The 12535-nt window shown below is 41.5% G+C and carries 17 protein-coding genes and 1 pseudogene; 11 read left to right on the top strand and 7 right to left on the bottom strand.

Features of this window, described 5'->3' with window-relative positions; all coding sequences use genetic code 11:
- Window positions 1-47 precede the first annotated feature (47 nt).
- From Xsze_RS20370 to Xsze_RS20350, 5 genes are all read left to right on the top strand, one after another.
- Window positions 48-326, top strand: a complete 279-nt coding sequence (locus Xsze_RS20370; protein WP_038234379.1) for a type II toxin-antitoxin system RelE/ParE family toxin — start codon at window positions 48-50, stop codon at window positions 324-326.
- Window positions 326-640: a HigA family addiction module antitoxin gene (locus Xsze_RS20365; RefSeq protein ID WP_038234284.1), complete on the top strand. Its 315-nt coding sequence runs from the start codon at window positions 326-328 to the stop codon at window positions 638-640. The genes Xsze_RS20370 and Xsze_RS20365 overlap by 1 nt, the downstream gene beginning before the upstream one ends.
- 150 nt (window positions 641-790) lie before the next feature.
- On the top strand, window positions 791-1666 hold the full coding sequence (locus Xsze_RS20360) for a hypothetical protein (protein WP_051462267.1): 876 nt from the start codon (window positions 791-793) through the stop codon (window positions 1664-1666).
- 174 nt (window positions 1667-1840) lie between these two features.
- On the top strand, window positions 1841-2449 hold the full coding sequence (locus tag Xsze_RS20355) for a phage N-6-adenine-methyltransferase (RefSeq protein ID WP_038234282.1): 609 nt from the start codon (window positions 1841-1843) through the stop codon (window positions 2447-2449).
- A 129-nt stretch (window positions 2450-2578) separates the two neighbouring features.
- Complete coding sequence (locus Xsze_RS20350) at window positions 2579-2812, top strand: hypothetical protein (RefSeq protein ID WP_051462266.1); 234 nt, start codon at window positions 2579-2581, stop codon at window positions 2810-2812.
- 79 nt (window positions 2813-2891) lie between these two features.
- Here Xsze_RS20350 and Xsze_RS20345 read toward each other — a convergent pair whose 3' ends face one another.
- Complete coding sequence (locus Xsze_RS20345; protein WP_038234280.1) at window positions 2892-3299, bottom strand: hypothetical protein; 408 nt, start codon at window positions 3297-3299, stop codon at window positions 2892-2894.
- Window positions 3300-3616: 317 nt separating this feature from the next.
- Window positions 3617-3850, bottom strand: a complete 234-nt coding sequence (locus Xsze_RS20335; RefSeq protein ID WP_038234277.1) for a helix-turn-helix domain-containing protein — start codon at window positions 3848-3850, stop codon at window positions 3617-3619.
- Window positions 3851-4145: 295 nt separating this feature from the next.
- Here Xsze_RS20335 and Xsze_RS21920 point away from each other — a divergent pair, with 295 nt between their 5' ends.
- A complete protein-coding gene (locus Xsze_RS21920) occupies window positions 4146-4310 on the top strand; it encodes a type II toxin-antitoxin system RelE/ParE family toxin (protein WP_143707594.1) in 165 nt (54 codons plus the stop codon).
- 162 nt (window positions 4311-4472) lie between these two features.
- Here Xsze_RS21920 and Xsze_RS20325 read toward each other — a convergent pair whose 3' ends face one another.
- The 5 genes and pseudogenes from Xsze_RS20325 to Xsze_RS20305 all read right to left on the bottom strand — a co-directional run bounded on the left by Xsze_RS20325 (window position 4473) and on the right by Xsze_RS20305 (window position 6968).
- Window positions 4473-4769 carry a helix-turn-helix domain-containing transcriptional regulator gene (locus Xsze_RS20325; protein WP_038234275.1) on the bottom strand — a complete coding sequence of 99 codons (297 nt, stop codon included), beginning with the start codon at window positions 4767-4769 and terminating at the stop codon, window positions 4473-4475.
- 17 nt (window positions 4770-4786) lie between these two features.
- Complete coding sequence (locus tag Xsze_RS20320; RefSeq protein ID WP_038234273.1) at window positions 4787-5110, bottom strand: type II toxin-antitoxin system RelE/ParE family toxin; 324 nt, start codon at window positions 5108-5110, stop codon at window positions 4787-4789.
- Window positions 5111-5228: 118 nt separating this feature from the next.
- Window positions 5229-6029, bottom strand: a pseudogene (locus Xsze_RS20315) (IS5 family transposase).
- Between the two features lie 172 nt (window positions 6030-6201).
- Window positions 6202-6696 carry a GNAT family N-acetyltransferase gene (locus Xsze_RS20310; protein ID WP_038234268.1) on the bottom strand — a complete coding sequence of 165 codons (495 nt, stop codon included), beginning with the start codon at window positions 6694-6696 and terminating at the stop codon, window positions 6202-6204.
- On the bottom strand, window positions 6693-6968 hold the full coding sequence (locus Xsze_RS20305; RefSeq protein ID WP_038234267.1) for a type II toxin-antitoxin system TacA family antitoxin: 276 nt from the start codon (window positions 6966-6968) through the stop codon (window positions 6693-6695). Before Xsze_RS20305 ends, Xsze_RS20310 begins: the two co-directional genes overlap by 4 nt.
- A 706-nt stretch (window positions 6969-7674) precedes the next feature.
- Between Xsze_RS20305 and Xsze_RS20300 the strand changes: the two genes are divergently transcribed.
- From Xsze_RS20300 to Xsze_RS20280, 5 genes are all read left to right on the top strand, one after another.
- On the top strand, window positions 7675-7920 hold the full coding sequence (locus tag Xsze_RS20300; protein ID WP_038234264.1) for an AbrB/MazE/SpoVT family DNA-binding domain-containing protein: 246 nt from the start codon (window positions 7675-7677) through the stop codon (window positions 7918-7920).
- Entirely contained in the window at window positions 7917-8273 is a 357-nt protein-coding gene (locus Xsze_RS20295; RefSeq protein WP_038234262.1) for a type II toxin-antitoxin system PemK/MazF family toxin, read from the top strand. The genes Xsze_RS20300 and Xsze_RS20295 overlap by 4 nt, the downstream gene beginning before the upstream one ends.
- Before the next feature lie 811 nt (window positions 8274-9084).
- On the top strand, window positions 9085-9450 hold the full coding sequence (locus Xsze_RS20290) for a hypothetical protein (protein WP_038234260.1): 366 nt from the start codon (window positions 9085-9087) through the stop codon (window positions 9448-9450).
- A 129-nt stretch (window positions 9451-9579) separates the two neighbouring features.
- A complete protein-coding gene (locus tag Xsze_RS20285) occupies window positions 9580-9927 on the top strand; it encodes a hypothetical protein (RefSeq protein ID WP_038234257.1) in 348 nt (115 codons plus the stop codon).
- A 93-nt stretch (window positions 9928-10020) separates the two neighbouring features.
- Window positions 10021-11736, top strand: coding sequence for a DUF4942 domain-containing protein (locus Xsze_RS20280; RefSeq protein ID WP_038234254.1), 1716 nt, complete (start codon window positions 10021-10023; stop codon window positions 11734-11736).
- Window positions 11737-12535 lie beyond the last annotated feature (799 nt).

Below are 12535 nucleotides of genomic sequence, written 5' to 3'. Positions count from 1 at the left end.
GCAACATTGAAATATACTATTACACAGAGTGTAATATGGTTGGAATAATGATTAAATCTTTCAAGCACAAAGGGTTGAAGCAACTTTTTGAAAAAGGCGTGACTTCAGGAGTATTGGCGCAAGATGCCGAGAGGATTAACGACCGTTTACAAGCCATCGACGCAGCAAATGAAATAAACGAGTTAAACCGTCAAATCTACAAGCTTCACCCGCTGAAAGGCGATCGTGAAGGTTACTGGTCTATTACAATCCGAGCTAACTGGCGCATTACTTTTCAGTTCATCAACGGTGATGCTTACATTGTGAATTATGAGGATTATCACTAATGAGACAGTTTAAAATTTCCCATCCAGGAGAGATTATCGCCAGAGATTTGGCTGATATGGGTGTTAGTGGCCGTCGCTTTGCGCTCAATATAGGGGTAACGCCTGCGACTATATCACGCTTGCTTGCCGGTAAAACTGCGTTAACTCCACCGCTAGCAATTCGTATCGCTGCCGCATTGGGAAGCACTCCTGAGTTTTGGTTACGTCTCCAAACTGCTTATGACCTTCGTCAATTGGAAAACCAAATCGACACGTCTGGGATCGTTTTATACGGTGATCAGAACGAAATATCGCAGACCATCGTAAATCATTAAGCTCACTTAGCGGAATTTTTTAAAATGAGGGCTGGAATTTCCAGCCTTTCCATATTTGGACTCACCTATCACTTTTCCTTTCTCGCCTACCCAAGTCATCCATAATCATTGCGCCAAACGAACTTACTTAAAAGTAGAGGAAAAATGTAAATGACTATGAATACCGCAACGACTGTTAACGAATCTGATAATTTATCTTTAGAAGCTATGCTGGCCGCTCTGGACAGTGGGGAGTTATCTAAGCCAACTGTTGAGACAAAAAATAACGACCTGAGTGGGTTAAATGAGCTTGAAAAGTTGGCCGCAGAATTGAGTGCATTGGATTTTAAGAAAGATAGTGATCTGCTTTCAACGTTGTCACCTGTCAAAGTGGTTGAGTCTGAGCCAGTTATTTCCACACCGGAATCTGTTAGTTTAGATACTATTGATAAAGATACTGATGAGCTTGAGGCGACGATGGCGGCTTTGTCGGAAACTTATGTGGCAGATAAACCGGCAATTGAACCAGTTAAATTAGAAGTTGTTACCGAAGAACCTGTTGTGGCAACCACCTTAGAAGATATTGAAACTGAAAAACTCGCCGAACCTAGGAAGAAAGAAAAACGTAAACATAAAATTTCTAGTCGCCCTCATTTTGAACTGACTGATCTGACCGAAGAAGATTGTGAAAAGATCGGTGTTAGCAAAGATGTGCTGTTAGCAGCCGTAAAAAAGTGCCCGAAAAAAGCGCAGGAAAAGGTGCTTAACATTGCCCAGTGGGTTTTACGAGGTAATGAGTTGTCTGTGTACACACAATTAGGCATCGAGTGTCTCATTAAGAAGAACACGGCATCCTCTGAGGTGTTCCGTCTTCACATGATGAGTAACCCGACTCGTCCTTATCCGGTTGGTACTGCTGGCACACAAGCGGGTCAGTTTATGGCTGTTTTTCCGGCGCTTGGGATTGCGGATCGTATCGGCAAAAACGTTACACTCAAAGCTGATAGTCCTCTGGTTAAGCTGTACAAAGAGCAATATTCAAAATAGCGCCAGAACTACTCAGGGAAACGTTTTGTGGTAGCAGCAATACGTTTGCCTTAGCTTATGTCTGAAAACGTCTTAAAAGCTCAAATAGACCCCACCCCCGAATATTTAAAACAACGCTTGCAGATCGGATCGCTTGATATAAAATTATTGTTTTAAATAGGTAATTAAATACTTATGGTAACAGTGACGACAACGGCGAAAAGAAAACGTGACAAATCCCTCAAAGATTTGTGGCGAACTCCTCGATGGTGCATTGATGCCACCGAGACAATCCTGTCTTTGAAATTTGACGTGGACGTAGCCTGTAACAAAGACAATGCCTTATTTCCCCACTTTATCGGCGTAGAAAAAGATGCGCTGAAATCCAGTTGGGGTACGCCTGGCACAAAGGCATTTTTGAACCCGCCCTATTCCAAAATCGAACCGTGGATTGATGCCGCGATTCGTGAACAAAGTAAGGGAGTGACTACGGTCATGCTGATCCCCCAATCCATCGATACAAAGTGGTATCTCAAAACTCGTCAGAGTGCCAATGAGATAGTCATGATCGTCGGTGGCCGTATTGCATTCCTTGAGCCTGACGTTGCGCTTGGATTCAAAGAAAGCAGGATGAATACGGGCGGAAGTATGCTGGTGGTATTCCGTGGTTTCTCTGGTGGCGTGGGTTGTATAAACCGTGAAGTGGAAATTGAAGTAATGAAGAAGCTCGGTAGTTATGTTCCGCCAGTTCGAGCAAAACGTGTTGTTAAAAGAAAACCTAAAACAGTGAGTGCCGCAGTGTAGTTAAGTTGCCTTGCTCCCATATATATTTAATGGATTTTTACTAAGATCACTTAAAGAAATATATATAAATACTATGGGAGCAAGGCATTGATAAACACTGCGGAAATGATAAGTATCTGCGGAGATAAAATGTCAGAACCCATGAATGTAGTTGCTTTTGTTGAAACAGAATTTACCGAACACGTCAGGCATCGGTTGAATGATAAAGGTCAATCTTTTGAACTGGCGGAATGGGCTTTTCGGTGCATTGAAACCGGCGAAAATAAGGATAACATGCGGCAATTGATCGGTGTGTTGGTCAACGAAGTGTTTTTCCAGCGCAAGATGATTAGTGATATGGGAGAGTGTACAGGAAGCAAATGAATGAGCTTCACGACCCTGTTTACGATTTTGTGTAATAGCCAATCCAATTAAGGCGGCATTAAGCCGCCTAATCACATAATTATTCCTCATAAACAGCCGCATAAAGCGCATGATAGACTTCCTGATTGAAATCACAGGCCAGTGAAATCAAATCGCGTAATTCTTCCGAACAATCGCTATCTATCTGGTCAATAATGACCTGAAATAAAGAGATTGCCAGCCCTGCACGATACATAGCCTGATCTAAAGGCATCGCTTTCTTCGGTGTACGCCCCACATACCCCAATAACGTGACTATCAAGGGCTGTGGCGCATGTTTCAAAAGTGTATTCTGTACTTCTTGATTAATATCACGCGCCAGCAAGATCAAATTATTTAAGTCAATTGAGCACTCATCCTGATATTTTTCAAGAATGAAACTGAATACAGATGTTGCTAAGTGTGTACGATATTCCGCCTGTTTTAATGAAAGAGAACTTTTACTCATGGCTCACCACCTGAATGGTGATAAGGTGCATAGAGTAAATATCCATCAGTCGTTGATTGCCTGATCCAATTAGGAATGTTAATTCAAGGCGAGTTTGGTTAGACTCTGCATTAGCCATCGCGTAAGTCTCTTTTACGTTGTTGGTTAGACGCCTCGGTAGTGTTGCTGCACTTCGGGGCGTTGTTATTTTCATCAATCAAATACCCGTCGAGTAAGTAAACGTCTTACTGTCCAGTCATAAAACAGACATGACTGTGCAGGGAATACGGAAGTTTACCCAATCAATGAAGTTTATTTTCTGAAAAGAAAAATCCCAATTATCCTGAAATACGCTTACGCATTAGCCGCTTAATGAGTTGACCATTATGATCAAAATATCGGCTCGGCCAAATTTCGGAAGGGTCAACGCCCAAACGAGTTGCAATGAGGATTTCCCCTTTAGGCCAAGGACGGGAAAGTGTATTAGCTAATGTTGATGAGCTTAACCCCGATTCACGGGATAATGCAGCAATAATATCGGCTGGGTGCCAGTCTTTTTGAGTGTGAGTCATACCTGCTTCCCCTTCTGTTCATTATTGATGGTGGCGATTCAAAACAGGGTTCGCAGTACCGGAGTTCTCAACCGGCGAGACGTGAGTCTCCCCTGCCTGAACCGCCATTGAAGGTGCGATAGCAGGCGCACTGGTAGAAATATCCTACCAGTGGAGAACTTACGGGGCTGCGACCTCCCGACTATCGGATTTTGCCGATAGCTTTTTCACTTTAACTAATTACGTTAGTTAATTCAATAATCGAATAAGTAAGTTAAGCAACTAATTCCTTGCTTTTCATAGGAAACTCTCTTCTATGCGCCGATGGGGAATTAATGTCGCAGAAGCTAGTGAGGATCTTTATTTTGGTGTGCGGAGTTTTCCCGTTGAGAGCCACATTATTTACTATCAGGAAGTTCCGGCTGGCATTGAAGTGTTGGCTGTGTTGCACCAGACGCAAGACCCACATAATCTGTACTGACTCATACTAAATCAAACGTGGCATTCAGGTAACTCCGCATCTTCTCCTGCTTCGAGCTTAACTAACCAGTTGTCCGCTTCTTTAAACGTCAAGTGTAGTCTATTCTCTTGATATGCTTCTCAGGCACGCAGTGCATCTTGTTTAAAAGACCTGTGTTTTTCTTCACGCATTGATCGATTGTATAGCTAAACGTAATCCCATAGCTCTTAATATAGAATTTAAACTGCTAAAAGCAGGATTACCATTTTCAGATAACATACGATAAATTTGTGTATTATTTAAATTAGCGGTATCAGCAACAGAACGAACTCCGCCAAATGCCTTTGTCATTTGACGTAAAGCAATCATTAATTCCGCTTGTTCCCCATCTGCTAAAATAGAATTTAGTAACTCAATCGCATACGCTGGATCGTTTTTAAAAACTTCAGCCATAAAATTATCATGTGAAAAATCTTTCATAATATCAATCTCCTAACCTAGTTATCTCTTTGTTGCCAATCTCGCCAGTAAACACATGCGCGTTCAATATCAGCTGATTGAGTTCTCTTGATACCTCCACATAATAGCAATACTATTGTGTTACCCGATTTGGCATAGTAAATACGGTAGCCTTGACCTACATCAATTTTTAACTCCCAAACCCCCTCACGAATAGGTTTATGATCACCAAAGTTACCTAACTCTATTCGCATAAGACGACGGTCAACCGCAATCTTTGCCTTAATATCACGTATTTGATTACGCCACTCAGCAAAGTAGTTTCGATTATTTTTATCAATATAATGCTTGATCTCGTTCATCACACGATTATCGTTTATAAACGATAATCGGTCAAGGAATTTACCATAATGGACTAGCGGGGGGCATTTTACGCTGCTCTAGGGGATGGTTCTAAAATGACAATAAGGGTCTAAGTGCTTATTCAGTATCTTTCCTGCGCAAAAGCAAAGCAAGGAATGCTAAGTTGACTAACTGAAGGCTGGTATTCAAATCCTCCTCACAGTTCTTCCACAGCCGCCGACACTTTTCTGCCAGGCAAACGAACGTTCGACTATCCATCTCTTTGGGATTACCTTGAAAGTATGGAGTTCACGCCGTTTGGCGATCTCGACGGTCGCGCCCAGTATATGATGCACTTCCTCTGCGAAGGCTGCTCCCGTGTAACCCCCGTCCGCCAAAACATTCGTTACGCAAGAAAGCGATTTCCTATGCCGGGTAAAAGTTATTAGGGCACCTTTTCTGTCCGTCACATTGGCTGTCGTGACTACTATCGCATGCGGTAGACCCTGATTGTCCACCGCAATGTGTCGTTTGATACCGGAAACCTTTTTACCCGCGTCATACCCTTTTTCGCGCGCGGTGTCCGTGTTCTTAACACTTTGCGAGTCAACTATCACGAAAGTGGTGTTGACGTTCCGACCATTGCTGATACGGACCTCGCCAACGACATTTTTTTAAAGCTTGCTCAAACAGGCTGGGTTCTGTTTCTGACGGCTTCTCTTTCCAGAGTTTGAAGTAGTAATAAACCGTGCTTTTGGCGGGAAAATCGCTGGGCAGCATATCCCACTGACAGCCGCTCTTGAGGAGATATAATAATGCACAAAATACCTCATAAACATCGGTTTTTCTGGGGCGTGTGCGCTTCCTGCTGCTAAGCAGCAGGGGTTCAATTTCCGAGAACACTTCTCGACTAATATCACTGGCATAAATTTTTCTCATCCCAGTAGTTTATATGAAAAACTATTCAGATTTAAAAAGATTCTGAATAGTTTCTAATGACCTTATGGTGGCATGGAATTACGAAGCTTCCTGTACTTCTGGCTTTTCAGCATAAGAATCTGTGGCAAATATGCAGAACCTCATTTGGGAGAGGTCATGCTCGGCATCTTTTTCAAATGGACTTCATCGGAAGGAATAATCTGTTTTTTCCTGTAGTAAGGGGGATAAATCCATATTGTTCATAGAACTTTTGTGCCCCCTCAATAGCATCAACTATCATTGCATAAATCGCAATGTCGGTAATAGCCAGTGTGCGTTTAATGGCGTCTGCCAGTAACATTCTCCCCACTCCCCCCTGTTGTGTAGTCTGATTAACAGCCAATCTACCCAATAATGCTGCCGGGACAGCTCTTCGGGGTAATTTCTTAGCGAGAGATGGCGGTAGTTCACTAAACTCAACCGATAAAGCTGAAAGTGTGTAATAGCCTATGATTTTGTTTGGTTCTGTAACATTAATAGCGACAAATACTCGACTTATTCTACGTGTCACATCTTGTTTGGCTTGTTTTCGAATATATTCATCTAATAAAGGAACACCGCAATGAAAACTGGCTCTGTCATGGCTGTTGTCTAGTGCCGATATAATAAGTGTTGAACTATCGGTCATTTATTGGTAACTCTTTGACTATGTTCCGACAAAGCGGCGGTCAGTTTATTATTGAAATCGACTGGGTTATCTAAAGCATTAAAAAATACCTCTGAATCTTGGTGATTCAAACGCATCACTTCGTGCTCGTGAATAGTTTTTTCAGCTTGTGCCAACGCACAAGCCAAAATGAAATGACTTATGGTCTTACCTTCAAAACTTGCCGCTCGTTCAATGGCCTGCTTAGCTTGAGACTGTAAGCGAAGATTGATTCTTTCTGTTATTGTGCTCATGATTAATGCCCCCCCATTTGTAAATTGATTCCTTTATTGTACGTCAAAACGGTGCCATGTTCAAATTCCTTGTTTTGTTTGGGGGGGAGTTAAAAATTGGTGTAGGTCAAGGCAATAAGCGGTATTTGAACTAATTTTGTTTTTTTGGCCGAAGAAGTCTAATGACCTTATGGTGGCATAGAATTACGGAGCTTCCCGCACTTCTGGCTTTACAGCCTTTAAATACCAACCATAAGAATCTGTCTTAAAATACGGGCGGTAAATATGCAGAACCTCATTTGGGAGAGGTCATGCCCGGCATCCATGCAGCCTGAAACGAAAAATCGTGGTGTGTGGTAGTTGATTCACACTGGCTTGAAGCATGGGTAGTTATTAGATCGCTGCCACCTTCTCCTGCTTTATCCTCGGTCAAAAGTCATTAGCCCGTAAGTTTCCGCATTTGTCACTGGTCTTGAGCGCAGTTTGTTTGTTGTCAGGGGAGGATGCGCTAACACCTAACCATCGTCACCATTTACTGAATAATTTGCGGTAATTATGCAGTCATTGGATGAGTACCAGCGCGGTGAATGATAGATATATAAATGTGTGTGATCAATAAGTAAATACGTATATAAAGGTGACTGATTATAATTGCTACAATACTCTTGTTCACCTAGAAAAAGAAGTTATACTATGTTTATACGTTAAGCGTTATTGGAGGTGTATTATGAGTGTAGCGATCAGAAAATGGGGGAACAGTCAGGGTATTATCATACCAACCGCTGTTCTCAAGCAGCTCGGCGTAGAGACGGGTCATAAGCTGGATCTATCTATTGAAAACGGCAACTTAGTTTTGTCACCCAAGAAGAATAAACGTGTATTTTCAGAGAGCTACCTGCTGAAGAATATGGATTCTTATAATGCCCATTCGGATGAGTTGGCACAGATAGAGGGGATGGAAATAGGCGAATGAATAAAACTTACATACCAAGAAGAAACGATATAATTTGGCTGGACTTTGAACCAAAAAAGGGAAAAGAAATCGGTAAGTATCGACCGGCGTTGGTTCTGTCTAGTATTGAATACAGCAAGAAAACAGGACTTGTTATTTGCTGTCCTATCAGTACCAGTATTAGAGGCGGAATAACGGAAGTATCTGTGAATAACCTTGATACGCCGAGTGTTGTGGCTGCAAGCCTAATCCAGACTTTATCATGGAAAGATCTCAGTGTTAAGTTTGAAACTGAGGCGGAAGATGGCGTGTTTGATGAAGTTTTAGCAAGAATAATCCCGTTAATAGGTGCTGAAACTTTCTTTGATGATTAAAATTTTAAATAGGTAAGTAAATACATATTGAATTTGTTTGTTTATTGTTGCATATTGTCCTCGTCATGGGATGACGCACATTGGCGGAAGCCGTTATTACTCAGGATGAGTAAAAAATCGGGGTAGTGGAGTTGGGTTTCCTGACTCCCTCCTCACCGTCCGTGAAACAGGTTTACGAGACATTGCCAACTCCCAAAAAGCCCACCTATTACTGTGGGCTTTTCCATTACAGGTGACAATATGTTTAACAAGATTTTTAGCTGGTTTTTCGGCAAAAAAGATGAAGTTTTATATCTCAGAGCGGCCAGTACGAGGTTGAAAGCGACAAGCTCGTTGTCGTTATTCATATGAAAATGGCACGGTGGCTGTTCAATCTGATGATAAAATGAGGATCAGAAAAAAACGGACACTTTGTCTCTATCAAATCCTGCGGTACGTACTTCGTCCGTAATACTCGGAAAAAGCCTCTTTCCTTTAGTAATCATGACAGATTTCTTCAACCTTCAAAAAAACTCTAATTACCTTCTGATTCAAGAGTTCCCCTTATTGATTCTCTTATGATGCACTCATTGGTAACGAATCACAGTATAGCGCCATTAACCCCGGCTCATAGTAAGTCATCCCAAGATAGTTACGTGATAGCTATTCGGGTAGTGATTATGGTCGTGGTGGCTACGACTAACATAAATCGTAAGGAGGCATATGGAAGAATTAAAAAAGAGAACCCATACGATGGTAGCCAAGATTGGTGTAAGTATGATGTAACACATTGGATGGCATTAGCTGAACGACCAGAATAACAGGAGGAACAATGAATACTGGAATCGTGTTGACCGTCTTTGTTGTCATAGGGGTTATGTACTCAACAAAGGTCGTTGTTGGATTTATATTTGCTGTTATAACTAAGGTGATAAAAGGGAAGTCTATTTATCGGCAGTGTTATGAGCAGACAGCCTGTGAACTTTCACGTTGGGGCGAACGTAGCCACAAAAACAGAGTAATACAAATCTCTGTCTTTTTTGAGAACGATTACCGTCAGGAGTTCTTGTTTGGTGATTCAGTAAGACAATTAAAAAATATTATCGCTTTCCACAACAGCCTCGATGAAGAGTCCAAGAAAAAGCTGCAACGAGTCGTTGATGAATTGAAGGTCACAAGAATTAGTGAGGATAAATAATGCCTAAACACCTACATTCAGATCTAATGATGAAAGCAGCCGAAATTGCACAGAAAAATTCTAAGTAATGTGCAAAAAGGCAAAAGTCGTATGTCAGAGGTTTATTCGCGGGAAGGTAAATGAAAAACGATGAAACTAAGAAAATTTTTTGCTGTAAAACAGCCATGTACTAACTGTCCTTTCCTGAAAAAGAACGGAATAGAACTTGCAGAGGGAAGACTTGAATCAATCAAACAAGGATTATTTGAAGATGATCAGAAAGTGTTCCAATGCCATAAGACCACGTTCTCAACGGGTGGATACTATGACGATGACTATGTTTATCATGCGTCCGGCAAAGAGTCTTTTTGCGCTGGTGCGATGGGATGGCTCTTGTTAAAAGGTAGGCCAAACGTTGCCATGCGTCTTGCTTATGTGACTGGCCATATTGACCTGAACAAATTAAAAACGGTCGTAAAGGATTTGATCGCTGAATAGTCAATTGCCGTTGTTAATTTGTTGTTCACCTTTTTATGAATTAGATAATAATATCATTAAGAAAATGAAGTTATTTATATAATGGTGAAAACAATGACAACGGCATTAGTCGCTTCTACTACTGAACTACATTTCCAGCAATCAGACCTTGTTTTCCGCGAGGAAATAAATCAGATCCGTGATGTTATCGGTCAGTATCATCGTGATGTGACTGAGCGCGAATTGCTTCATTCCATTCTGTTTTCGGGTGACCGTGTTTCAAAGATTAACCAGCTTCTTGATGAAGGTGCCAAGCCTGGCGAAAGAAACCACGGTGCGTACCAAATCCCCCACAGTATTGACCTCGATTATGTTCGAGGAAACCTGAGAGCTAAATACTGGCAGCGGGTGGTTGATATGACCAATATTCTGCAACTGATGCCGGCTAGACGCCGTGATGAATGGCGTGAGCAGTTTATTGAGGGAAAAGTTAAGGTTGATAAACCAGATCCTTATACTGCCGGTAGAATGAGAACGGTGACAGAATATGTAGGCGTTCCTGAATTCAGTGAGGATTCAGTGATCCCAACTTTGCTGGGGCTGCTGAATGACCGCAATATGTATCTGAATGAACGTGTGTACGGTGTATTCTGTGCGTTGAGTCCGAAGCACAAGACGAACAAAAGCTACGGTTTTTCAGAGCGGCTGATCCTGACAAATGTAATTAGTGATTTTTGGGGTAATTCAGTTTCAACGTCAACCTACAGTGAAGACTCTATTGATGATCTGCGGGTAGTTCTGCAATTCTTTGCGCACGGTCGATTTGGTCGCGTTGAGCGTCTGGCAACTGTCCTGAGTGCTGTTTACAGAGCAAACCCCGATAAAGCTACACGTAATTTTGGTAAATGGGAGCCTATCGACGGCAATCTTCTCCGTGTAAAAATGTTTATGAATGGCAATCTACATATTGAAATTCACCCTGACGTTGCATGGAAACTGAATGAGGTACTGGCTGCATCACTGCCTTACGCTATTCCGCCAGAATTCCGCTCAATGCCTAAAAATAAACGTGCAGCTAAAGAGTTTGGTGAGATTTTGATTCCGGTCGACGAAGATGTGGTAAAACTTATTGTTGCTATGGATAAACCTGAAAAATCAACAGGTGTGTATAGCAGTTCTGGCTGCTATTGGATAAACAGCACTGACGAAACGAAGAAACAGTATGTCGGCATCATGCGTAAACTCGGTGGTGTCAGAGATGACAGTGACAGCCGCTGGAGCTTTACGTATGAATTCTGCGAGGTAAGAGACTTTGTGCTAAAAAATCGCTGTTTGCCGGATCAAAAGACTTATCAGTTTTACCCGACACCAGAGCCATTACAACGGTTAGTAACTGACCTTATTGAGTTACAAGACAGTGACCGACTGCTTGAACCATCCGCCGGTCGTGGTGATTTACTGACATTTATTGATGCACCAAAACAAACGACCTGTATCGAACTGGCGCCGTTGTTCTGCAAGATACTTGAGTCAAAAGGCTATTCACCTATTAACGCAGATTTTCTGAAATGGTCAGACGAAAACGCCAGTGTAATGTTTAATAAAATTGCCATGAATCCGCCGTATTCAGAAGGACGTGCAAAAGTACACGTAGAAGCAGCTATAAGACATCTTAAAGTTGGTGGTCGTTGCGTGGCGGTAATGCCTGGTAGTGAGCGTATGCAATGGATCGATGCAAATCAGTTTAAGGTTGAAGAATGCGCCACGTACAGCAATGAATTTGAAGATACCGGCGTGATGGTAAAGGTATTTACTATCGACCGAATCTAAAGTTTTATAAGAAAAGAGTGGGATATATATAAATCATTTTGTATATCCCACGGTCGCTTTTCCAAGCACCTTTCACACCTATTTCTAAATCAAAAAACAACATCAATAAGAAATTTATATTAATTACCAGATTGGTAGAAATGACGTAAATAATGGCGACAAAATAAGCATCATTGTTGACGTTTTCTATAAGTGTGAATTGATCATACTTTAAGACATTTTTTAATGTAATTTAATTAATAAAATCAATTGCATATGTCTATGTGAGAATATAAGGCATTAGGTCAACGAATAGTCAACAAAAAATCGACTTTTGAAAACGAAAAAGTTGATCTATTTGCAAACTAATTCTTACAGGTTTCACAGCTAGTTTTCTCAATTCGAATCGAAACCGACGAAAGAATTAGAGAAGCAAGCTGTGGTAATTAATTCCAATACAATAAATCACCAAGTTCCCCTGAAAGGGAGCCAAAATAATCCAAGCTGAATTGTCCAACTCACCAGCCAAATCAGAATAAGACGAGAAAAGCAAACAACACTACGGCAAACCAAACCCCAAGAGAACCGACCTGCTCATAACAGACAAATACTCAACCTAATTCCACTAGGTAGCTAATCAAATATTAATAGACAACCTAGTTTCCACTGGTAATTAGAGAGAAGAACAATCCAGCTACTTTCTAACACGTTCAAACTAAGCAGACAAAGAGAAACTATCGCCGCAACAATCCAAATGGAAAGCCCACACGTCAACCATTACAGCAAGTAATGCATAGAAACTACATCAGCAGCTAAACTG

Origin of the sequence: Xenorhabdus szentirmaii DSM 16338 (assembly GCF_002632585.1) — a bacterium.
In the GTDB taxonomy this organism is placed as follows: Bacteria; Pseudomonadota; Gammaproteobacteria; order Enterobacterales; family Enterobacteriaceae; genus Xenorhabdus; species Xenorhabdus szentirmaii.
This window is presented reverse-complemented; position numbering and strand designations above follow the sequence as displayed.